General features: G+C 66.6%; 21 protein-coding genes. 16 read left to right on the top strand and 5 right to left on the bottom strand.

Features of this window, described 5'->3' with window-relative positions; genetic code table 11:
* Positions 1-98 precede the first annotated feature (98 nt).
* Positions 99-581 carry a YajQ family cyclic di-GMP-binding protein gene (locus AB6730_RS06735; protein WP_371022890.1) on the bottom strand — a complete coding sequence of 161 codons (483 nt, stop codon included), beginning with the start codon at positions 579-581 and terminating at the stop codon, positions 99-101.
* Positions 582-662: 81 nt separating this feature from the next.
* Here AB6730_RS06735 and AB6730_RS06730 point away from each other — a divergent pair, with 81 nt between their 5' ends.
* The 4 genes from AB6730_RS06730 (at position 663) to AB6730_RS06715 (ending at position 4,010) form a co-directional block, all read left to right on the top strand.
* Positions 663-1,841, top strand: coding sequence for an NAD(P)/FAD-dependent oxidoreductase (locus tag AB6730_RS06730; protein ID WP_371022889.1), 1,179 nt, complete (start codon positions 663-665; stop codon positions 1,839-1,841).
* A gap of 14 nt (positions 1,842-1,855) precedes the next feature.
* Complete coding sequence (locus tag AB6730_RS06725) at positions 1,856-2,737, top strand: NAD(P)-dependent oxidoreductase (protein ID WP_371022888.1); 882 nt, start codon at positions 1,856-1,858, stop codon at positions 2,735-2,737.
* A gap of 99 nt (positions 2,738-2,836) precedes the next feature.
* Entirely contained in the window at positions 2,837-3,118 is a 282-nt protein-coding gene (locus tag AB6730_RS06720) for a hypothetical protein (RefSeq protein WP_371022887.1), read from the top strand.
* Positions 3,119-3,179: 61 nt separating this feature from the next.
* The gene (locus AB6730_RS06715; protein ID WP_371022886.1) at positions 3,180-4,010 is read left to right on the top strand and encodes a dimethylarginine dimethylaminohydrolase family protein; all 831 of its coding nucleotides are present in this window, start codon (positions 3,180-3,182) and stop codon (positions 4,008-4,010) included.
* A 115-nt stretch (positions 4,011-4,125) separates the two neighbouring features.
* On the opposite strand, the gene AB6730_RS06710 is transcribed toward AB6730_RS06715, so the two are convergent.
* A complete protein-coding gene (locus AB6730_RS06710) occupies positions 4,126-4,584 on the bottom strand; it encodes a YaiI/YqxD family protein (RefSeq protein WP_371022885.1) in 459 nt (152 codons plus the stop codon).
* Between the two features lie 2 nt (positions 4,585-4,586).
* The gene (locus tag AB6730_RS06705; RefSeq protein WP_371022884.1) at positions 4,587-5,462 is read right to left on the bottom strand and encodes a PhzF family phenazine biosynthesis protein; all 876 of its coding nucleotides are present in this window, start codon (positions 5,460-5,462) and stop codon (positions 4,587-4,589) included.
* Positions 5,463-5,603: 141 nt separating this feature from the next.
* On the opposite strand from AB6730_RS06705, the gene AB6730_RS06700 reads away from it, so the two are divergent.
* The 11 genes from AB6730_RS06700 to lpxK all read left to right on the top strand — a co-directional run bounded on the left by AB6730_RS06700 (position 5,604) and on the right by lpxK (position 19,299).
* Entirely contained in the window at positions 5,604-6,206 is a 603-nt protein-coding gene (locus AB6730_RS06700) for a rhomboid family intramembrane serine protease (RefSeq protein WP_371022883.1), read from the top strand.
* A 106-nt stretch (positions 6,207-6,312) separates the two neighbouring features.
* Positions 6,313-7,329, top strand: coding sequence for a histone H1-like repetitive region-containing protein (locus AB6730_RS06695; protein WP_371022882.1), 1,017 nt, complete (start codon positions 6,313-6,315; stop codon positions 7,327-7,329).
* Positions 7,330-7,435: 106 nt separating this feature from the next.
* Positions 7,436-8,089, top strand: a complete 654-nt coding sequence (locus AB6730_RS06690; protein ID WP_371022881.1) for a hypothetical protein — start codon at positions 7,436-7,438, stop codon at positions 8,087-8,089.
* Between the two features lie 151 nt (positions 8,090-8,240).
* Positions 8,241-10,541: a DNA internalization-related competence protein ComEC/Rec2 gene (locus tag AB6730_RS06685; protein WP_371022880.1), complete on the top strand. Its 2,301-nt coding sequence runs from the start codon at positions 8,241-8,243 to the stop codon at positions 10,539-10,541.
* 115 nt (positions 10,542-10,656) lie between these two features.
* Positions 10,657-11,172, top strand: a complete 516-nt coding sequence (locus tag AB6730_RS06680) for a hypothetical protein (RefSeq protein ID WP_371022879.1) — start codon at positions 10,657-10,659, stop codon at positions 11,170-11,172.
* Positions 11,169-11,897 carry a hypothetical protein gene (locus tag AB6730_RS06675; protein ID WP_371022878.1) on the top strand — a complete coding sequence of 243 codons (729 nt, stop codon included), beginning with the start codon at positions 11,169-11,171 and terminating at the stop codon, positions 11,895-11,897. The genes AB6730_RS06680 and AB6730_RS06675 overlap by 4 nt, the downstream gene beginning before the upstream one ends.
* Positions 11,898-11,982: 85 nt before the next feature.
* Positions 11,983-15,336 carry a GH92 family glycosyl hydrolase gene (locus AB6730_RS06670; RefSeq protein WP_371022877.1) on the top strand — a complete coding sequence of 1,118 codons (3,354 nt, stop codon included), beginning with the start codon at positions 11,983-11,985 and terminating at the stop codon, positions 15,334-15,336.
* Positions 15,337-15,444: 108 nt separating this feature from the next.
* On the top strand, positions 15,445-16,107 hold the full coding sequence (locus AB6730_RS06665) for a MotA/TolQ/ExbB proton channel family protein (protein ID WP_371022876.1): 663 nt from the start codon (positions 15,445-15,447) through the stop codon (positions 16,105-16,107).
* 3 nt (positions 16,108-16,110) lie between these two features.
* Positions 16,111-16,539 carry an ExbD/TolR family protein gene (locus tag AB6730_RS06660; RefSeq protein WP_371022875.1) on the top strand — a complete coding sequence of 143 codons (429 nt, stop codon included), beginning with the start codon at positions 16,111-16,113 and terminating at the stop codon, positions 16,537-16,539.
* Complete coding sequence (msbA, locus tag AB6730_RS06655; RefSeq protein WP_371022874.1) at positions 16,536-18,311, top strand: lipid A export permease/ATP-binding protein MsbA; 1,776 nt, start codon at positions 16,536-16,538, stop codon at positions 18,309-18,311. Before AB6730_RS06660 ends, msbA begins: the two co-directional genes overlap by 4 nt.
* A gap of 4 nt (positions 18,312-18,315) precedes the next feature.
* Positions 18,316-19,299, top strand: coding sequence for a tetraacyldisaccharide 4'-kinase (lpxK, locus tag AB6730_RS06650; protein WP_371022873.1), 984 nt, complete (start codon positions 18,316-18,318; stop codon positions 19,297-19,299).
* A gap of 377 nt (positions 19,300-19,676) precedes the next feature.
* On the opposite strand, the gene AB6730_RS06645 is transcribed toward lpxK, so the two are convergent.
* A complete protein-coding gene (locus AB6730_RS06645; RefSeq protein WP_371022872.1) occupies positions 19,677-20,126 on the bottom strand; it encodes a glycine zipper 2TM domain-containing protein in 450 nt (149 codons plus the stop codon).
* Between the two features lie 119 nt (positions 20,127-20,245).
* Here AB6730_RS06645 and AB6730_RS06640 point away from each other — a divergent pair, with 119 nt between their 5' ends.
* A complete protein-coding gene (locus tag AB6730_RS06640) occupies positions 20,246-21,787 on the top strand; it encodes a deoxyribodipyrimidine photo-lyase (protein WP_371022871.1) in 1,542 nt (513 codons plus the stop codon).
* Here the strand turns inward: AB6730_RS06640 and AB6730_RS06635 are convergent.
* Positions 21,726-22,913, bottom strand: a complete 1,188-nt coding sequence (locus tag AB6730_RS06635) for a cation:proton antiporter (protein WP_371022870.1) — start codon at positions 22,911-22,913, stop codon at positions 21,726-21,728. The two genes, AB6730_RS06640 and AB6730_RS06635, sit on opposite strands and share 62 nt — an antisense overlap.
* Positions 22,914-22,950 lie beyond the last annotated feature (37 nt).

Raw genomic sequence — 22,950 nt, 5'->3', positions numbered from 1 at the left:
TGCCCTGGTGGTAGCGGACCCCGTCGGCGATGTGGGAGCCGATTTATCGGCGATCCGCGCGGCAGCGCGGCCCGCCCCCTCAACCCTCAAAATTCCCCTCAATCCCTGAAATTCTCGAACTGCAACGGCACCTCCACATCCGCCTTGCGCAGCATCGCCATGGCAGTCTGCAGATCGTCACGCTTCTTCCCGGTAACCCGGATCTTCTCGCCGTTGATCTGGGCCTCCACCTTCAGCTTGGCCTCCTTGATCTTCGCGACGATCTTCTTCGCCACCGGCTGTTCGATGCCTTGCTTGATCGTGACCTTCTGCCGCGCCTCGGCGAGGTTCGTCTCGACCTTCCCCGAATCCATCGCGCGCACGTCGATGCCGCGGGCCGAGAGGCGGGCGCGGAGGATATCGGTGAGCTGGCCCAGCTGGAACTCGTTGTCGGCCTTGAGCGTGATCACGTTCTCGTCGAGCTCGAACTTGGCGGACGTGCCGCGCAGGTCGAAGCGCGTGGTGACCTCGCGGTTGGCCTGGTCCACGGCATTGGTGAGCTCGTGGGTGTCGACTTCCGAGACGATATCGAAGGAGGGCATGGGTGGGTCCTTGTCGAGGGGATCGATGACCAAGTTTACGCGAGGGCGTTACCATGTGCGTTTGCGCGGCGGATACGAAGCATGGAATACGACGTCCTCGTCGTCGGGGCGGGCGCGGCGGGCCTGATGACGGCCATCGTCGCGGGTGCCCGTGGGCGGCGCGTGCTCGTGCTCGACCATGCCAACCGTGCCGGGAAGAAGATCCTGATGTCCGGCGGCGGCCGCTGCAACTTCACGAATACCGCCACCACGCCGGCCAATTTCCTCTCGGCCAACCCCCATTTCTGCAAGTCGGCTCTGGCGCGCTACACCCCGTGGGATTTCATCGCCATGGTGGACCGGCACCGTATCGCGTGGCATGAGAAGTCGCCGGGCCAGCTGTTCTGCGACGAATCGTCCAAGCAGATCGTGCGCATGCTGCTCGACGAATGCGCGGCGGTGGGCGTTCGCGTGGAGACCGGCTGCGCCGTTTCGCGCCTGCGCGCCGCCACCGCCGGCGGTTTCGCCTGCGAAACGCCGCTGGGCCACGTGCGTGCGGAATCGTTGGTGATCGCCACCGGTGGCCTGTCGATTCCCAGCCTCGGCGCCACCGGTTTTGGCTACGAGGTGGCGAAACAGTTCGGCCACGCGGTGCTGCCGCTGCGTGCCGGCCTGGTGCCGCTCACGCTGAGCGGCAAGCACCAGGAGCGCTTCGAGGGATTGGTGGGTGTGGCCTTGCCCGTGGAGGCCCGTGCGAACGGCGCCTCCTTCCGCGACGCCATGCTCTTCACGCACCGGGGCATCAGTGGCCCGGCCATCCTGCAGGTATCGTCGTACTGGGAACCCGGCACGGACCTGCGCCTCGACCTCATGCCCGGCCTCGACGCCGTGCAAGCCCTGCGGGAAGGGCGCGCGGAGCGTCCCGCCGCGGAATTGAAGACGGTGCTCTCCGGCCTGCTGCCGCGCCGCCTCGCCGAACGCCTTTGCGAGGTCTGGCTGCCCAACCGGCCGATGCGCCAGTTCCGTGACGCCGAATTGAACGAGATAGGCGCACAGTTGGCCGACTGGCCACTCGTGGCGAGCGGCACCGAAGGCTATCGCACCGCCGAGGTGACCCTCGGCGGCGTCGACACCGACGAGGTTTCCTCCAGCACGATGATGTCCCGGCGCCACGCGGGGCTCTACTTCGTGGGCGAGGTACTCGACGTCACCGGCCACCTCGGTGGCTACAACTTCCAATGGGCCTGGGCCTCCGGCCACGCCGCCGGCCTGGCCGTCTGACACGGAGCAAGAACATGCGTATCGGTTTCATCGGTCTGGGCAGCATGGGCGCCGGCATGGCCGGCAACCTGATCAAGGCGGGGCACGAGGTGACGGTGTGGAACCGTTCCCCGGAAGCGGCCGCGCCGCTGGCGGAGCAGGGCGCGAAGGTCGCCGCCACGCCGGCCGAGGCCGCCGCGGGCGTCGAGGTGCTGCACAGCATGCTGGCGAACGACGCCGCCGTGCGCGAAGTGATCCTGCACGGCGGGGTGCTCGACGCGCTGCCCCAGGGCGCCGTGCACGTGAACCACGCGACCATCTCCGTCGCGTTGGCGCGTGAGCTCGCCGGGGCGCACGAGTCGCGTGGCCTCGGCTACGTGGCCGCCCCGGTCTTCGGCCGGCCCGCGGTCGCCGCGGCGGGCGAACTGAACATCGTGGCCGCCGGCAAGCCCGAGGCGATGGCGAAGGTTTCGGGCCTGCTCGACCTGCTGGGCCAGAAGGTCTGGCCGATGGGGGACGACCCGGTGCGCGCCACCATCGTCAAGATCGGCGGCAACTTCCTGATTGGCGCGGCGATCGAGAGCATGGCCGAAGCCACCACGCTCACCCGTGCCCACGGCGTATCCGCAAAGGATTTCCTCGAGGTGATGTCCAGCACCTTGTTCGCCGCGCCGATCTACAAGATCTACGGCGGGATGATCGCGGAGCAGAAGTACACGCCAGCCGGCTTCAAGATGAGCCTGGGCTTCAAGGACATCGGCCTGGCCCGCGCGGCGGCCGAGGCCGAGCGGGTGCCCATGCCGTTCGCCAGCGTGATGCACGACGCGATGCTCGAGGCGCTGGGCGCGGGCGATGGCGACCTGGATTGGGCGGGCATGGCACGCGTGGCCGCGGCCCGGGCAAACCTGAAGGATTGAAGCGTTAGACCGCTTTTACGCACGTCTTCACAATCGCTAGCCCGGCGGGTCCGTGACAATCGGTCCCGCACGCTGTTGTGCGGCTTACGGATGGATGTCATGTCGGCAACCTGGAAGACGGTGTACGAGGGCCAGCACGAAGGCCGCTCGATCACGGTGAAAGAATCCGGCGACGGAACCTACAAGGTGCTTACCAAGCAGAATGTCCACGACGAAGGGATCGCCTACCAGGATGGCAAGACCTTCGTCCACGTCTCCCCGAGCAGCGTGGGCGAGCAGGTGGAAAGCGAGGCGAATTCGCTCGAATCGCTCGAAGAGGCCTTGAAGGAACTGCATTTTTCCGCGGATACGGTGACCAGCATCTGCGCCAGGCTGCACTGACGGCCCGGCGCGCGTTTCTGCCATGATGGGGCTCGTTCCCCCATAAAGGCGTGCACCGTCCATGGCAGAAACGATGCGGATACTGATGTGCGCCCCCACGTTCTTCGAGGTCAGCTACGTCATCAATCCATGGATGACCGGCCACGTCCACGACACCAGCCGTGAGCGCTCCCAGCGCCAGTGGGACGCCCTCCGCGACACGGTCTCCCGCCATGCCGACGTGGTCCAGCAGCCGCCGGCGGAGGGGTGGCCGGACATGACGTTCACCGCCAACGCGGGCTTGGTCTTCGGCAACACCTTCGTACCCAGCCGCTTCCGGTATGCGGAGCGCCAAGGCGAGGAACCCCACGATCGCGCCTGGTTCGAACGCCACGGCTTCGACATCGTGGAACTGCCCGGTGACGTGTTCTTCGAGGGTGCCGGCGATGCCTTGTTCGACCGTGGCGTCGCCCGCCGCCTCTGGATGGGCCACGGCCATCGCTCGGACCCTGCCGCCGCCCCGGCGCTGGCACGCCTGCTCGATGTCGAGGTGCTGCCGCTGAAGCTCGCCGATCCGCGCTTCTACCACCTCGATACCTGCTTTTGTCCCCTGGCCGACGGCTACACGCTGTATTTCCCCGCGGCGTTCGACGCGGCGGCGCTGGCCTCGATCGAGCAACACGTGCCGCCCGGCCAGCGGATCGTGGTCGACGAGCATGACGCACTCGATTTCGCCTGCAATGCGGTGAACCTCGGCCGCGTGGTGATCCTCAACCGCGCCAGCGCCGGTTTGCGCTCCCGGTTGGAGGGCGCGGGTTTCATGGTGATCGAGGTGGCCCTCGACGAATTCATGAAGTCCGGCGGGGCGGCGAAATGCCTGACCTTGAAGCTGGACGAGGCAGCCGGCGCCTGATATCCCATCCGCTCGCGGCGGCCTGGTGGGAGCCGACCTTGTCGGCGATCCCGCGGCAGCGGGCCAGGTTGCGGCAAGCACCCTTCGCCGACAGGGTCGGCTTCCACCTGGTGTTCTAGCGGAGCGCCGATCGGCGTCGCGCGAGCCACTTGTCCAGCTCGTTGGCGAAGGCCTGGCGATCGCGCTGATGCATCGTGGCGGGGCCACCGGTGTCGACGCCGGAACCGCGCAGTTCTTCCATGAAATTGCGCATCGACAGCCGCGCGGCGATGGTGTCCCGGGTGAACATCTCACCGCGCGGATGCAACGCCAGCGCGCCTTTCTCGATGGCGAAGGACGCCAGCGGGATATCCTGGGTGACCACGAGGTCGCCCGGCTCGACGCGGCGCACGATCTCGTCGTCGGCGACATCGAACCCGCCCGGCACCTGGATCGAACGAACGAAACGCGAAGCCGGTGTCCGGATCCACTGGTTCGCCACCAGCGTCACCTCGACCTGTTCGCGATCGGCGGCACGGAACAGGATGTCCTTGATGACGTTCGGGCAAGCGTCGGCATCGACCCAGATCCGCATGGTCAGAGGTCCTGCCAGTCCACGTGGCCGTCGATGATGGTGTTGGTGCGCCCACCGACCCACACCGCGTCGCCGTCGATGCGGATGATGATGCGCGCGTCGTGCCCCACCTCGCGGCCCTGGCTCACGACATAGCCCTTGGCGAGCGAGCCGGTCGTGTCACGCGCGGCCACGTAGGCGGCGATCAGGCCGTTCGCCGCGCCGGAGGCCGGGTCCTCGACGATGCCCACGCCCGCGGGAAAGGCGCGCACGGCCAGACCTTCGGCCGAGCGTGCGAAGACACAAAGGCCCAGCGTATCGGTGGCCAGGGCCAGCGCTCGGATGGCGGCGTGGTCGGGACGCCATCCACGCAGTTCGGCTTCGTCGGCGAACTCGGCCACCCACCAGCGGCGGCCGCCTTCGACACAGGCCGGGGGCAGGGTGCCGGGCTTCACGCCATAGAGCACGGCCGACAAGGTCTCGCCGCCGCACGAGGCGTCGCCGACGATGCGCGCCTTGGGCGATTGAACGAACAGTTCGCGTTGCGGGCCATGACCTTCCACGCGGATGGGCAGGACGCCCGCACCGCACTCCTGCCAGATGATGCCGGCGGCATCCGGCGCGACCAGGCCCGCATCGAGCGCAGCATGCGCGCTGCCGATGGTGGGATGGCCGGCGAAGGGGATTTCCTTGGTCGGGGTGAAGATCCGGGCGCGGTAGCCGGCGCCTTCCGCACGCGCCGGCATCAGGAAGGTGGTCTCGACCAGGTTCGTCCAGTGGGCGAAGCGTTGCATGCGGCGGTCCGACCAGCCTTCCGCGTCGATCACGACGCCGAGCGGGTTGCCGCCGCCATGACGGGCGGCGAAGACGTCGAGCTGCTTGTAACGGATAGAAGGCATTTCGGTGGGGCCGGGGAAACGGGGGGAACCGTCATGATAGCCGTCCAAAGCCCGAACGGGAGGTGCGGCGGCATTCGACATCCGCGCGAGATACCGCCAAGATGCGCGCTGGCTCGACGCGTAAGGACGCTGTTTCAAGGCATGATCACGCTGCTTATCATCCTCGTGACCTGTGTGGTCTCGATCGTCGCTTTCCGCAACCAGCGCCTGCTGGACGACCTCATCCTCTGGCCACCGGCCCTCAGCCGCAGCCGCGAGTACTACCGGCTCGTCACCTACGGCCTGGTGCATGCGGACGGCGGCCACCTGTTCTTCAACATGATCTCGCTGTATTTCGCGGGGCGCATCATGGAACAGTTCTTCACCGCCGCCATGGGCCCGCTGGGCTTCCTCACCTTCTACATCGGCGCCCTGGTCTTCTCGATCCTGCCTTCCTACATGGCGAACCGGCGGAACGCGGCGTATCGCAGCCTGGGTGCCTCGGGCGCCGTCTCGGCGATCCTCTTCGCCTTCATCCTGCTGGCCCCGTGGTCGCGGATATACCTGATCATCGTGCCGATGCCGGCGATCCTGTATGGCGTGTTGTTCGTCGCATATTCGATCTACATGGACAAGCGCGGCGGCGACAACGTGAACCACAGCGCGCACCTGTGGGGTGCGCTGTATGGCGTGATCTTCACCGTGGCGTTGAAGCCGGCGGTGCTGCTCACCTTCGTCGCATCGTTGACGCAACCGCGGTTGTGATGCGCGAACCTGAATTTTTCCGATAGATTCATGTGACTTCGGACGACGGCTGTTACATCATGCGACCGACCGGAACGAAAACCTGATCGCAACGACGTCGTCCGGCATGCACGCGGGTTTCCCCGGTGGGGTGGTTCGCGTCGGCTACTACCGCAGGAGGAATGAACGCATGGCTACGACCCGAAAGTCCGCCGCGAAGAAGTCCGCGGCCAAGAAGACGGCTACGAAAAAGGCGGCTACCCGTAAGACCGCCGCGAAGAAGGCAGGCGTCCGCGCCGCCACGAAGAAGACCGCCCGCAAGACCGTCCGTCCGGCAGCGAAGAAGGCCTCCGTGAAGAAGGCTTCCGCGAAGAAGACGCCGGCGAAGAAGACATCGGCGCGCAAGTCGGCGGCGAAGAAGGCCCCGGCGCGCAAGGTTGCCGCCAAGAAGGCAGCCAAGAAGGTCGCGAAGAAAACCTCCGCCCGGAAGGCCGCCACCCGGAAGTCGCCCGCGCGCAAGACGGCCGTCAAGAAGGCGGCCACGAAGGCCCCCGCACGCAAGTCCGCCGCCCGTAAGGCGGTGAAGAAAACCAGCACGAAGACGACGGCCCGGAAGTCGCCGGCACGCAGCGGCGCAGCGAAGAGCTCGACCCGTAAGACTGCCGCCAGCAAGTCCGCCGCACCCAAGACGGCCAGTCGGAAGACCCCGGCGCGCAAGGCACCCGCCCCTTCGGCAGGGCAGGCCTCGCCATCGCGCACCACAGCGAGCAAGACGCCTCGCGGCAAGACGGCCATCGCCCAGGCGCCCGCACCCGCGACCGCGCCGGTTAAGGCAAAGCCGAAGCCGGCAGCCAAGCCGCGTCCGAAGCCCGCCCCGGTGGCACAGGCACCCGCGGCAACCGACGCCCCGGTCCAGCACATCAGCCAGGAAGAGGCGGTGGCGCATATCCAGGCGTTGCTCGACGCGAAGCGCGAACGCGACCGTCAACCGCCAAGCTGGCCAAGCGGCGATCAGCACGCCGCAGGCGCGCCGAACATCCAGCCGGGTGACGAACCCAATCCGGCGCCGAAGGCTCCCTCGCCCGAGGCGAGCCACGCGAACGCCTCCCATGAACGCGGCGATCAGCAGAAGAACAAGGGCTGAGCGTGAAAGCTGAATGAAAGGGAAGGGCCGCTTCGTGCGGCCTTTTCTTTTTAGCGGCCGTTCAATCGCGCGAGCGCAGTGTCGAGCCGTCACCCGGAGAACCTCCATGCGTCGTGCGCATTCACTGATCCTCGCGCTAGCGGCCTGCCTGCCACTCGCGGGTTGTTACTACGATCCGGACTACGGCTATGTCCGTAACGGTTCGGGCGCCGACGCGTACTACGGCGAAGAAACGACGACGGTGGTTTCCCCGGGTGTCTATGATCCTGGCTACGGTTATTACGGCGGCGGCTATGGCCCCGGTTGCTGCTACTCCGGCGTCACCGTCGGCACGGTCTGGTACGACCGCGACGACGATCGCCGGTACTACCGGCGCGATCGCGACTGGCACGGCCGTCCGCCACCGCGTGGCGACTGGAATGGACGCCCCGGGGGCGATCACCGTCCGCCGGGTGGCTGGCAAGGCAACAACCGCCCGCCCGGTGGCTGGCGTGGAAACGACCGTCCCCGTGACAACGATGGTGATCGTGGGCCGCGCGGTGGCGGCTGGCAGGGCGGCAACCGTCCCCCGAGAGACGATGGCCAGGCTGGGAACCGCCCGCCGCGAGGCGACGGCCGTCCCGGCGGCTGGCAAGGCGGTGGAAACCGCGGCGATGGCGATCACCGACCTCCGTCGTCGTCGGGTCAGCGAAGCGCACCCCCGGTCCGCCAGGCAGGCACCGGCCGCGACCGCAGCCGCTTCCGCAGCGACACCGACTGACAGATTGCGGCGTTCGCAATCTGGGTGGGAGCCGACCCTGTCGGCGATAAAACCTCGCCTCACGCCACACCCTACCCCCACACACACCATCGACCCGCACGAACCCCATAACCCCCTAGCCTGAAGGCCGACTCCGCGCAGGCGACCGGCCGTGCTCCGCTCCCCCGTTTCCATCGTCACGCTAGCCGTGACCGCCGCCATCGGTTGCACCGCCATGCAAGGACTGGCATGGCTCCCGCCCTGGAAACTGTCCGCCGTCATGGGCGTGCTCGCGTTCGCCGTCGCCCTGCGTGCAGGCAACACATGGATTCGCCTCCCTGCCGTCCTGCTGATGTTCGCCGCCTGGTCCGCCATCCACGGCGCCCTCGCGATGGACGCGCGGTGGGCGACCGCGCGCGATGGCGAGGATGTCACCGTCACAGGCCATGTCGTGGACTTGCCTCGCCGTATCGGCGCCGACACATCCTTCGTCTTCGTGCCGGACAAAGACGCCGCCGATGCGCCGCGAGGACGGCTGCGCCTCACCTGGTATCGCGCGGCGGCGCCACCGAAGACCTGCGAGCGTTGGCGCCTCACGGTACGCTTGCGCCGGCCGCGAGGTACGCTGAACCCGGGTGGCGGCGACACGGAACGCGGGGCGTTGCAGCGGCGTATCGTCGCCACCGGCTATGTCCGCGCAGGGCAGGGGAACACGAGACTTTCCTCCCCGGCCTGTATCGACGGCTGGCGCGACCGTATCGGCGAAGCACTCGACGCGCGTGTCGGCGTCCGCGACGCCCGTATCCTCAAGGCGCTGGCCATCGGCGATACCCGTGGCCTCGACGCCGCCGATTGGGACATCGCGCGGGCGACGGGCGTATCGCACCTCATCGCGATTTCAGGATTCCACGTCGGCGTCGCGGCGGGTGGTGGCGTGTTGTTGGCGCGCCTGCTCTATGCCTGCCTACCCTGGCTCGCGTTGAGGTTGCCGCGGCAGATGGCGCAAGCGGCGGCGGGGTTGTTTGTCGCGGGGGCCTACGGCGCCCTGGCTGGCCTGGGGCTGCCGACGATCCGAAGCTTGCTGATGATCGCCATCGTCGTGCTGGCTGGATTCGGACGCCGCCGCGCTAGCGGAACGTCGTTGCTTGCGCTTGCCTTGCTGGCGGTTCTCATCGTCGATCCGCTAGCGGTACTCGCACCAGGATTCTGGCTGTCCTTCGGTGGCGTGGGATTTCTCATGCTGTGCGTGACGCCTCGTGCAACTGGATGGCGCGGCTGGCTGGGCGCTCTCTTGCGGGCGCAGGCGGCCATGAGCATCGCCTTGCTGCCGATGTCGCTATGGTTGTTCGGGAGCGCGTCGCTGGTGGGCTTCGTGGCAAACCTCATCGCCGCGCCCCTGGTCAGTTTCATCGTCGTGCCGCTGGTCCTGTGTGGCTGCGTCGTGCTTGGGTGGCCCACCTTTTCCGAGTTCCTGCTCGCTCCGGCCGCGTGGGTGCTTTCGTGGCAATGGCGTCTACTCGCGACGATGGCCGATTGGCCGGGCGCACGCTTGAACGTCGCCGAAAGCGGCTTGCCGCCGATGCTCCTGGCGACATGTGGAGCGGCATGGCTGTTCGCTCCGCGCGGGGTACCACTGCGAAGTTATGGCGCATTGCTGTTCCTGCCCCTGGTCTTGCCACCACGTGACGCCCCAACTCATGGCGCGTTCCGCGCGTGGGTGCTGGACGTGGGGCAGGGACTCGCGGTGCTGGTGAGAACGCGGTCGCATACGCTGGTATACGACGCGGGGCCGGCCTATGCCGGCGGGCAGGACGCCGGCGCGGGCATCGTCCTTCCGTCCGTCACCGCACTTGGCGTCGATCCCGTGGACACGCTCGTGGTGAGCCATGGCGACAGCGACCACGCAGGGGGCGCCACGTCCATCGTGACGCGTTACCCGCGAGCCGCGCGGCTATCCGGCGAGCCCTGGCGACTTCGCTTCGAAGCCGAACGGTGTGTACCAGGTACGACTTGGTCATGGGATGGGGTGACATTTCGTTTTGTCGATGTCCCTGCGCCGAAGGCCGGCAAGACGAGCGGCAACGACCGCTCATGCGTCCTCGCCGTGGAGGGCACGTCGGGCCGTCTTCTCCTCACTGGGGATCTGGGCAACAAGGCCGAACGCCTCATGACGGTGGCATCGCTGGCGTCGCCATTACCGACGGTGACCACCATCGCCCATCATGGGAGCCGCCATTCGTCCGACACCGTGTGGTTGCGGGCCGTGCGACCCAAGCTCGCCATCGCCTCGGCGGGCTGGCGCAACCGTTTCGGGCATCCCCATCCGTCGATCGTCGACCGGCACGCCGCCATGGGTATCGATGTCTACGTGACGAACCGCAGCGGTGCCGTACGCATCGATTTTCCCGCGAACGCGCCCCCCCATGTGGAAAGGGAGTGGCGACGTCCGAGGCGTCGCTACTGGCATGAGTGAGCGGACGATCTGACACGTCCCCCATGTCGACTTACACGAAGCGATGGCCGCCTCTGGCAGATCGCCGCTCCAGCGGCACCTAGGCTCTAGGACCCACTCATGAGCGAGTCCTCGTATGAATCACGTTCACCGCGTTAGCGTCGGCATTTTCGCCGCGATCTGTGCTGTTGGTAGTGTCTCGGCAACCGAGCTCCAGCTGCAGCCGCAAATCACCGGCTTTATCAGCAACGAGCGCATCACCCATCTCGTGCCCGGAGGCGCGAACGCCGCACGTGAGATGGAGGTGTCGATAGCCCTATACGATGGTTCCGGAAAACAGGTGCCCTTGCCCGGCATACCTTTCATAATCGAGGCATACGACGGCGCCGCGCCCGATCCGGCGTTACGAACGGGCCGCACTGAAGTAACGTCCAATGGTCTCGGTCAGGCCCGGGTTCGGCTTCCGCTCTCGGCATGTCGCGGCACGGGAATACAGGGGCCCTTGCTGGTCCATCGTACGTCGAACCATCCGGAGTATTGGGACGTCACCTTCGTACCTCATGCGAAAGTGAGAATCATCGCCGCGGGACGCATCGCCACGGCCCATTTTGTTCATGTATGCAGGGAGTCTTACCGGGGAGCCCGGCCATGATCATTTCATCCGCAGGCTCGTACCTGGGCGGCATGGGTCCGTTGGCATCCGCGCCACGGGCTCCCGCACCGGTTGTCGAGGAAAGCAGATACCCGCTTCCCTGGCGCGTCGAACCATCGCCACGTACCGAACCGCTCATGTGGAACTATGGCAATCTCGGCAAGGACTTCGAGAGCTTCGCCGAGCGACTCGATGACGTGCTGGAAAGAATGAAGCTCCTTCGCCCGGATATCACGGAGGGCAGCTACGACCTGATCCATGATCAGGGGCGGCTCAAGGTGGTGGATGCCAAACTGGATGACCGCTCCGTCATCTGGCTCGAGGAATCGTTCAACGGCGACAAGCTTCTGGTCGAGCGGGCCGCTGCTTTCAACGATCGAGTGGTCAAGACCTTCGACACGGAACGGGGACGGATAGACGAGGAAGGCGTCTTCCGTCGCATTGGCGACGGCTACGGAGATAACGGCTGGTCGCGCGACTATTCGGGTCTGGAAGCGACCGTCGGTCGCACGACCCGCTTCATGTCGTTGCAGCGAGACATCGATTCACACCGCCTTCGCCCGGAACTCGGGGAGCACAACCGCTTCGACCGCACGGGTATCTACATGGAAAAGTACATCGAGAAGGACATCATCCAGTACCAGTCGACCTCATCCGGAGGCCTGGAAGTCGTCCGTTCCATCGAAGGAGCCTCGATGTTCGGCTGGCTGGACCTGGTGGGCTGATTCGCCGTGCCGTGTTGCACCGCCGTTTGACATTTTGAATTTAGAACGATTTAAATGCCGCTTCCGCAAACGAGGGGATCGACGCGTGACGGTATCCAAGCACGGTTGGGGTAGGGCGGTGCTCGCCCTGGCGACGGCGTCTGTGGTGGTACCCGTGGGGGCCCTTGCGGCCACCCAGGGCTTCGACAGTTCGTTCGAGAAAGGAAATCCCACGCTTGCCGCCAACCCGCAAGGCGGTCTCGATATCCAGATCGTGGGAGGACCGCCCGCCGAGGCGGTGCTCACCGCCAAGGCGAACGTCGGTTTCACCGGCACCCATTCGCTGCGGTATGCCGGTACCTCGACCGGATCGCCGGTCACCGCGAAGCTGTTCGACACCGATCTTCGCGTCGCCGACGGCACGACGCTCTCGTGGCTGGTGTTCCCGCGTTCCAACAAGGACGACCTGGCGAACCCGGCCAACTACGTGAGCGTGGATCTCGTCTTCGACGACGGTTCGCGGCTTTCCGCGACCGGCGCGCGCGACCAGCATCGCGTGCCTGCCACCGCGAAGGGGCAGGGCGAAGGGCGCGTGCTCTATCCGGACCAGTGGAACTACGTGAGCGTCGATCTCGGCGCGGTGGCCAAGGGACGTCGCGTGCGTGCGATCGAATTGACGGCGGATGCGCCGGCGGGCAAGGCCTTCGAAGGCTATGTGGACGATGTCCGCATCGGCGCGGTCAAGGATATCGCCAGCTCCCATCCCACCGATTACGTCGATACCCGCCGTGGCTCCAACGCCAACGCCAATTTCTCGCGCGGTAACAACTTCCCCGCCGTGGCGATGCCGCATGGCTTCAATTTCTGGACGCCGACCACGAACGCCGGCTCGAACTGGATCTACCAGTACCAGGAGCGCAACGGCGACGACAATCGTCCGCGTATCGAGGCCTTCGGCCTGTCGCACGAGCCCAGCCCGTGGATGGGTGAACGGCAGACCTTCCAGGTGATGCCCTCCCAGGTGGCTTCGGGCGCACCGCCGTTGAAGCGCGAGACGCGTGCGCTTTCGTTCGGCCACGACGCCGAGGTGGCGCATCCGGATTACTACCGCGTGCGCTTCGACAACGGCGTAATGACGGAAATCACGCCGACCGATCATGCCGCCATGTTCCGTTTCACCTTCACGGAAAAGCGCTCGCAGCTGATCTTCGACAACCTCAACGATGATGCGTCGGTGACGCTCGATCCGGAACACCGGGCGATCCAGGGCTGGTCCGACGTGAAGAGCCGCCTCTCCACGGGGGCCACCCGTCTGTTCTTCTACGCCGAGTTCGACAAGCCGGTAACCGAAAGTGGCCGCCTGACCGGTGAGAAGCGCGACGCCGCCTCGGCCTGGTTCGGCTTCGACACCGCCAGGAAGGGCGGCAAGACGGTGACGATGCGCATCGCCACCTCGCTCATCAGCGTAGACCAGGCGAAGGCCAACCTCGTCCAGGAAATCGCCGCCACCGACAGCTTCGACAGCGTGCGCGAACGCGCCCGCAAGGCATGGGACGAACGCCTCGGCATGATCGCCGTGGAAGGTGCCACGCGCGACGAGCGCACCATCCTCTATTCGAACCTGTACCGTCTGTTTCTCTACCCCAACCAGGCATACGAGAACACCGGAAGCAAGGAAAAGCCGGTGTGGCGTTACGCGAGCCCGTTCTCCGCGCCCGTCGGCGAGAACACGCCGACGCACACCGGCGCACGCATCGTCGATGGCCAGCCGTACGTCAACAACGGGTTCTGGGATACCTACCGCACGGCCTGGCCCGCGTACGTGCTGTTCACGCCGACGGAAGCCGGGCGGATGATCGACGGCTTCGTGCAGCAATACCGCGACGGAGGATGGATCGCGCGCTGGTCGTCGCCGGGTTACGCGGACCTCATGGTCGGCACCAGCTCCGACGTCGCCTTCGCGGACGCGTGGCTGAAGGGTGTACGTAACTTCGACGTGGCCTCGTTCTACCAGTCGGCGATCCGTAACGCCTCCAGTGTCAGCGATGTGAAGGGTGCCGGCCGCAAGGGTATCGAACGCTCTCTGTTCAACGGCTACACCGACGACAAGGTCGCCGAAGGCCTGTCCTGGTCGATGGACGGATACATCAACGATTTCGCCATCGGCAACCTCGCCGCCGCGTTGGCGAAGGCGCCGCCTTCCGGCGACGGCTACGGCTCTTATGGGGACGACGCGGTGTGGTACCGATCGCGTGCCCTTGGCTACGCGAACCTCTTCGATCCCGCCGTCGGCTTCTTCGTCGCCCGCGATCCCGCCGGCAAGTGGCGTTGGGATGCGAAGGATTTCAGTCCGATCCGCTGGGGCGGCGACTACACCGAGACCGATGCCTGGAACATGGCCTTCCACGCGCCGCAGGACGGTGCCGGCCTCGCCGCGCTCTATGGCGGGCGCGAGGCGCTCGGCGCCAAGCTCGACGAGTTCTTCTCCACGCCGGGCAAATTCGACGTGGGCGACTACGGCGACGTGATCCACGAGATGCTTGAGGCACGCGACGTGCGCATGGGCCAGTACGGCCATTCCAACCAGCCCTCGCACCACATCATCTGGATGTACGACGAGGCCGGCCAGCCGTGGAAGACGCAGGACAAGTTGCGCGACGCGGTGTCGCGCCTCTACGTGGGCAGCGAGATCGGCCAGGGATATCCGGGCGACGAGGACAACGGCGAGATGTCGGCATGGTGGCTGTTCGGCGCGGCGGGTTTCTATCCCCTGCGCATGGGCACGCCGGAGTACGCGATCGGCGCGCCGCACTTCCCGCACATGGTCATCACCTTGGAAGGCGGCGCGAAGATCGACATCCGCGCGCCGGGCGTGAGCGACACCAACCGTTACGTGCAGTCGCTCAAGGTCGACGGGCAGCCGTGGAACAAACTCAGCCTCCCGCACGCCTTGCTCGCGAAGGGTGCGACGTTGGACTTCGAGATGGGTCCCAAGCCTTCGACCTGGGGCACCGGTGCCGACGCCTTGCCTGCTTCGCTCACGGCGGAAGGCTCGAAGCCGGCGCCGTTGCGCGACGTGACGCGGGCCGACGCGGTCACCCTCGACGGCAAGAAGGACGCGAAGCTCACCGCGGTGGCGGATAACGATTCGTCCACGGAGTTCGCGTTGCCGGCGGGCAAGTCCGTCATCGCCTATCGCCTGGACAAACCGGTGGGCGTCACGGTCTATACAGTGACCTCGCCGGCTACCGCCGCCGCGCCGTCGCGATGGACCTTGCAGGGCTCGGCCGATGGCAAGCACTGGACCACCCTGGACGAGCGTCGCGACGAACGTTTCCCCTGGCATCGGCAGACCCGGGCCTTCACGGTGGCCCAGCCGGCCGCGTACAGCCGCTATCGCCTGACCTTCGAGGGGGCGGCTCCGAGCAGCGTGGCCGAACTGGAGCTGTTGGCGCCATGACGACGGCATAGGGAGAGGGCTCGCGCCCGGACTGCCAAGGCCGCCTCAGTCCGGATCGCGGGCCCTGCTATGATGCCCGCCTGACTTTTTGGTACTCCCGGGGTTCACGTGCTCGAGATCCTTCTGGCTGGCGGCTGGGCATTGCTGCCGATCCTCATCTGTTCGCTGGCGGCGCTGGCGATCGTACTGGAACGCTTCTGGGCCCTGCGCCGCGCGGCCGTGCTGCCGCCGGGGCTGGGCGCCGAGGTCCGTGAATGGGCCCGTTCGTCGAAGCTCGACGCCACCCATCTCGCCGCCCTGGAGAAGGGTTCGCCGCTGGGCGAGCTGTTCGCCGGCGCCCTGGCCGTGCGCGACCGTCCGCGCGAACTGATCAAGGAACGCATCGAGGACACCGGCCGCCATGTGGTCCACCGCATGGAGCGCTACCTGAACACCCTCGGCACCATCGCCCTGATCGGCCCGCTGCTGGGCCTGCTGGGTACCGTGATCGGCCTGATCCGCATGTTCCTCAACGTGATGGCGGGCGGCATCGGCGATCCAACCAAGATGGCCGGCGGCATCGGCGAAGCCCTGATCTGCACGGCCTTCGGCCTGGTGGTGTCCATTCCCGCGTACGTGCTGCACCGTTATTTCCGCTCGAAGGTGGGCGGTTACGTCGTGCAGATGGAAAAGGAAGCCACGGCGTTGCTCGACGATCTCTCGGCCCCGCGTCCGGCTGCGCCGCGCCGCCGGACCGCCGCGCCGGAAGCCGCCGCCACGCAGGCCGGTTGATCCATGCGCATCGGTTCCCGTCGTGAGGACGACTTCGAGATCAACGTGATCTCGCTGATCGACGTCCTGCTCACCCTGCTGATGTTCTTCGTGCTCAGCACGACCTTCATCGAGCACTCGCGCCTCAAGGTCAACCTGCCCAAGGCGGACAGCGAAGCGCGCGAGACCACCGACAACGCGCTCACCCTCGTGGTCGACCGCGACGGTCATTACTCGGTGGGCAGCGACGAGGTGATGGGCGAGGGCATCGACCCGCTGAAGTCCACCATCGAACGCGTGGCCGGCCCCGATCGCGGCCGCCTGGTGGTGATCCGCGCCGACGCCATGACGGCGCACCAGAACGTGGTGCGCGCGATGGATGCGCTGGGCCAGCTCGGCTTCACCCGGCTCTCGATCGCCACCACGCCGGCCGAGGCGGCGGCGGGCAAGTGAGCACGCAGAAAGTTTCTGTCTGGGACGCCCGCACCTGGCGCACCTATAAACGCCTGCTCGGCTATACCCGGCGGTTCCGCACCGCGGGATATATCGCGATCGTCGGCATGATCGTCGACCCGGTCTGCCTCTCGGTGTTCACCGGCATGCTCAAGCCGTTGATCGACAACCTGTTCGTTGAGAAAGACCCCTACACGATCTTCTGGATGCCGATCTGGATCGTGTGCATCTTCCTCGTCCGCGGCGTGGCGTCGTATGCCACCGACTACGGTATCGCCTACGTCGGCCGCAACGTGGTGCAGGCGATCCGCGTCGACGTGTTCGCCGCCTACCTGCGCCTGCCGGCCGCCTTCTTCGCGCGTGAGCCTTCAGGCCAGCAGATTTCGCGCATCACGTATACCAGCGAGCAGGTGGCCTCGGCGTCGGCGGACTCGCTCAAGGTCGCCGTGACCGAAGGCCTCACCGTCGTCGGCATGCTCTGCGTGATGCTCTACCACAGCCCCTACCTGGCCATGGCCTTGCTGGTGCTGGTGCCCTGCGTGGTCGCGATCGTCACCGTGATCAGCCGGCGTTACCGAAAGATCAGCAAGCGCATCCAGGGCAACATGGGCACGGTGACCAGCGCGGTGGAGGAAGCCGTCGCCGCCAATCGCGAAGTGCGCATCTATGGCGGACAGGTCCGCGAGACGGCGCGTTTCGGCGACGTCGCCGAGCGGCAGCGCCGGTTGAACCTCAAGGTGTCGTCCACCAGCGCGATGTCCAGCGCGACGATCCAGACCACCGGTGCCGTGGCCCTCGCGACCCTGGTCTTCCTCGGAACGCGTCCGCACGTGCTCAACAGCATCACGCCCGGCGTGTTCACGGCCGTGCTCACCGCCATGGGCGCCATGTTGCCGTCGCTCAAGCGTCTTGCGGGCATCCAGGCGAGCCTGCAGAAGGGCGTCACCGCCGCGGAGGATCTCTTCGAGATCATCGACGAGCCCGCCGAGGTGGACACCGGCACCGAAGAGCTGGTCCGCACGAAGGGCGAGATCCGCTTCGAGGACGTCAAGCTCGTCTACGAACGCAACAACCACGTGGCCTTGCGCGGCGTCGACCTCGCCTGCGCACCGGGTACGGTCACGGCGCTGGTGGGGCGGTCGGGCAGTGGCAAGTCGAGCCTCGTCAGCCTGCTGCCGCGCTTCTATGAACCCACCGATGGCCGCATCCTGATCGACGGGCGCGACTATCGGCAGTACAAGCTCCCGTCGCTGCGCAAACAGATCGCCTGGGTGGGCCAGCACGTGGTGCTGTTCGACGATACCGTCGCCGCGAACATCGCCTACGGCGAAATGGCGGGTGCGTCCGAGGCGGAGATCACCGCCGCCGCACAGGCCGCCAACGCGATGGAGTTCATCGAGCGCCTGCCGGAAGGGCTGAACACGCGGATCGGGCAGGGCGGCAATTCGCTTTCGGGTGGCCAGCGCCAGCGCATCGCCATCGCTCGCGCCATCCTGAAGAACGCACCGATCCTCGTGCTAGACGAAGCCACCAGTGCCCTCGATACCGAATCCGAGCGCCTGATCCAAGACGCCCTGACCCGTTTGATGCGCGACCGCACCACCCTGGTGATCGCCCATCGCCTGTCCACCATCGAGCACGCCGACCAGATCGCCGTGATGGAGCAGGGCCGGATCATCGAGCTCGGCACGCATCGCGAGCTCATCGACAAGGGCGGCCAGTACGCGGCGTTGCATCGCATGCAGTTCCACGAGCAGGTCACGGCGGGCTGACCGGGTGGCCCTCGGTACGTCGTTGCAACGGCGTTGGTATGGCGGAGGGTCGCCGCCATGGTGGACGCTTCCCTTCGAGGCGCTCTATCGCCACGTGACGCGCCGTCGTGCGGAACATTTTCGCCACGATCCCTCCGCGGTCATCCGCCTGCCGGTGCCCGTGGTCGTCGTCGGCAACATCACCGTCGGCGGGACGGGCAAGACACCCTTGATCGTCGCGCTGGCGAAGGCGATGGAACAGCGCGGCTTCATGCCAGGCATCGTCAGCCGCGGCTATGGCGGCAGCGAGCGCGGGCCGTATCTGCTTACCGGCGACGACGATCCGGCAAAAGTGGGCGACGAACCCTGTCTCATCCGCCAGAGCGGCGTGCCGGTGGCGATCGGGCGCGAGCGGCCGGAAGCGGCACGCCTGCTCGTCGACGCTGGCTGCGACCTGATCCTCGCCGACGATGGCTTGCAGCATTACCGCCTGGGCCGCGACGTCGAGATATGCGTCATCGATGGCGAGCGCCGGCTCGGCAACGGGCACCTGCTTCCGGCGGGGCCGCTGCGTGAACCCTCCAAGCGGCTCGCCGAAGTGGACTTCGTCGTCGTCAACGGCGGCGTACCCACGACTGGTGAAATCGCGATGCGATTGGAGGGAGGCGTGGCGGTGAACATGCGCGAATCGTCGCTGACCGCGCCGCTCGCGGATTTCGCGGGCCGGCCGGCCCATGCCGTCGCCGGCATCGGCAATCCCACGCGCTTCTTCGCCAGCCTCGCCGCGCAAGGCATCGCCGTGCATGGCCATCCCTTTGCGGATCATCACGCCTTCACCCGCGACGATTTCACCTTCGCCGACGGGTGTCCCGTGCTGATGACCGACAAGGATGCCGTGAAGTGCCGCCGCTTCGCGCGCGATAACTGGTGGCGCGTGCCGGTGCACGCCGTGCTGCCGGAGTCGTTCTACGACGCGGTAGCGAAACGCATCCAAACCCGCGTTTCATAGTTGTAGGAGCCGCTTCGTTGTGGGAGCCGCTTCATTGTGGGAGCCGCTTCAGCGGCGATAGGTGCTTGCCTCAGTCCTGGCAGGAACTCCAGTAGGAGCCGACCCTATCCCTTGTGGGAGCCGACCCTATTCTTGGTGGGAGCCGACCCTGTCGGCGATGGGTGCTTGCCTCAACCTGGCCCGCTGCCGCGGGATCGCCGACAAGGTCGGCTCCCACAAGGTAAGGCTCCTACAAGGTAAGGCTTCCACAAGGTAAGGCTCCTACAAGGTAAGGCTTCCACAAGGTAAGGCTCCCGCCAGGGGCTCCCTTACCCGACATGAAAAAGCCGGCCCTTGCGGACCGGCTTCTCATTCACCAGGTGACTCGAAGGCGGCGCTTACTGCACGCGCGACACGTTGCCCTGCTCGTCGACGACCACGATGTCGCCTTCGCGGATCGCCGAGGCGTCCTTGACCTGCACGTTGGTGTAGCCGCCGGTGCCCATCTTCAGGCGCAGGGTGTAGGTGTCGCTGCCGCCGCCCTTGCCGATCGCGTTGCCGGCGAAGCCGCCGCCCACCGCGCCGCCGACGGTGGCGAGGGTCTTGCCCTTGCCCTTGCCGACCTGGTTGCCGAGCACGCCGCCGGCGATGGCGCCGATCACCGCGCCCGCGGTGCCGTGATCGCGGCCGGCGGTGACGTTGTGTTCGATACTCTGGACCACGCCGCACTGGTCGCAACGTACATAGATGCCGTCGCTGCGCGTCAGCGTGGCGGCCGAAGCGGGAGCGACGACGGCGCTGGCGAGCAGGGCGGCCAGGGGAAGGCCGAGGACGGTCTTGATGTTCATGGAAGCTCCTTAGGGACGACCGGATGGGAGGTGGCCGTCAGCGACACCAGTCTAAGCATGTCGACTGAACGGAGAGCGAGCACAATTCTCATTTCACGCGTCGCATGGATACTACGCCGATGAGTACCGCCATCGTCTGGTTTCGCCGCGACCTGCGCCTTGCCGACAACCCCGCGCTCACCGAGGCCGCGAGGAACCACGAGCACGTCGTTGCCTTATACGTGCATGCCCCCGAAGAGGAGGGCAAGTGGGCGCCGGGCGCGGCCAGCCGCTGGTGGCTGCACCATTCCCTGGAGGCGTTGGATGCCTCGCTGGCGAGGCACGGGGGGCGGCTCGATATCCTCCGGGGGTCCAGCCTCGATGGGCTTCGTGCCGCCATCGAGGCCACCGGCGCCGCTGCCGTGTACTTCAACCGCCTGTACGAGCCAAAGGCCATCCGGCGCGACAAGGCTGTCAGGCGAGCGCTGGAGGGCGATGGCATCGAGGTGAAGTCGTTCAACGCGGCGCTTTGGGTCGAACCATGGGATGTGACGACGAAGCAAGGTGAACCGTATCGGGTGTTCACGCCGTTCTGGCGGAACGTGCGCACGCGGATCGACGAGATCGAGGTCTTGCCGGAACCGCCCATGTGGGAGCCGCCCTTGTGGGAGCCGCTTCAGCGGCGATCCCGCGGCAGCGGGCAAGGTCTCCGCGAGCACCCATCGCCGCTGAAGCGGCTCCCACATGGGCAGGGTGGCCTGCAAGAGCAGGGCGGCCCGCTGGAAGTGGCGGACCTGGGACTGTTACCGAAACACGACTGGGCCAGCGGTTTCGCCGAATGGACACCGGGCGAAAAGGGCGCGCACGAGATGCTCGCGCTTTTCGCCGACGACGCGGTCGGACACTACGTCGAAGGCCGCGACCTTCCGGCCCGCCATGGCACGTCGCGTCTGTCGCCGCACCTGCACTGGGGCGAGATCTCGCCGGCGCAGGTGGCCGCGGGATTGCGGTCGCACGCCACCAGACAGCGAAAGACAGTCGACATCGAGCCCTACCTGCGCCAGTTGGGATGGCGCGAGTTCGCCCACCACCTGCTCTACCACTTCCCGAAGACGCCGAAAGAAAACTTCAATCCGACGTTCGACGCCTTCCGTTGGGCTAAGCTGGATGCGAATGCGCTTCACCGCTGGAAGCACGGCCGGACCGGCATTCCCATCGTCGACGCCGGCATGCGCGAACTCTGGGCGACAGGCTGGATGCACAACCGCGTGCGCATGCTGGCGGCGAGCCTGCTGACGAAGAACCTGCGCCAGCACTGGGTGCTGGGTGAGAAGTGGTTCTGGGACACGCTGGTCGACGCCGATCTCGCCAATAACGCCTTGGGCTGGCAATGGGTGGCCGGCAGCGGCGCGGACGCCGCGCCATATTTCCGGATATTCAACCCGGTGACCCAATCGGAGAAATTCGATCCGGAGGGTACCTATATCCGCCGCTGGGTGCCCGAATTGGCGAAGGCGCCCGGACGGCTCGTGCACGCACCATGGGAAGACGAGACCTTCCTGGAAAACTCGGGCTACCCGCCGCCGATCGTCGACCTCAAGTCGTCGCGCGACGACGCTCTCATGGCTTATCAGTCGATGCGTGGCGGTCGCGCAGGAGCAGGGCCAGTACCGGTGGCGTGATCATGGCCGTCAACAGCGACATCGCCACGATCACCGCGTAGATACGCTCGTCGAACACGCCAGCCGCAAGACCGAGGCTGGCGATCACCACGCCGACCTCGCCGCGCGGAACCATGCCGAAGCCCACGATGGTCGCGCCGCGCTTGCCCAGCGTGATCGCTCCGAGGAAGCCACCGGCGAGCTTCGACACGATGGCGATGACGGTGACGACGGCGAGCATCCACAACGCGCTGGCATTGCCCAACTCCGCGAGGTTCACCTTGGCGCCGGTGACGACGAAGAAGAACGGCGTGAGGAAGGCGAGCAGGGGTGCGGTCTGTTCCTCCAACTGGTGGCGCTGGCTGGTTTCCGACGCGATCATGCCCGCCAGGAAGGCCCCGATGATGGCGGCGAGGTGGAACTTCATCGAGAGGAAGGCCAACCCCAGGCACAGCGCGAGCACGATCGCCAGCGGCGACATCGGGTTGCTGGGCTTGTCGAGCCAGCCGGAGCCGCGGCGCATCACGCGCGCACCGCCCCAGCCGATCACCGCGACGAAGCCGATCGCGCCGAGCAAGGTACCGACCAGGCTGCCGACGTCGACGGCACCGCCGCCTTGCAGGGACGAGACCACGCCGAGCAGGAGCATGGCGAGGATATCGTCGATCACCGCCGCGCCGAGGATGATGCGTGCCTCCCGCCGTTGCAGCACGCCCAGCTCCTGCAACACCCGAGCGGTGATGCCTGCCGAGGTGGCGACGAAGGCGGCGGCGACGAACATGGAACGAATCCAGTCGAAGCCGGAGCCGTGCGCCCATAGCGAGCCGAGGGCGAACGGGATGACCACCCCCAGCACGCCGACGAGGAAGGCGCTGGTGCCGACCTTCTTCAGGTCGTCGAGCCGGGTTTCCAGGCCCACCGAGAACAGCAGCAGGATGACGCCGATCTCGGCGAGCACATCCAGCGGCGTGCCGGTGGCGATATCGGGGAGGGTCACCCAGCCCAGGGCCGAGGGTCCCACGGCGCAGCCGGCGGCGATTTCGCCCACCACGGAAGGCAGGCGCAGGCGCTGCGCGATCTCGCCGCCAATCTGCGCGGCGACGAAGATGATGAACAGGGTCAGCAGGATGCCGGCGGAGTCATGCATGGGATCGGTCCAGATCGAAGCCGCGAAGGAAGGCGCG

Origin of the sequence: Luteibacter sp. RCC_6_2 (genome assembly GCF_041360655.1) — a bacterium.
In the GTDB taxonomy this organism is placed as follows: Bacteria; Pseudomonadota; Gammaproteobacteria; order Xanthomonadales; family Rhodanobacteraceae; genus Luteibacter.
Note: the sequence above shows the minus strand (reverse complement) of the source record. Positions and strands in the feature narration are given on the sequence as shown.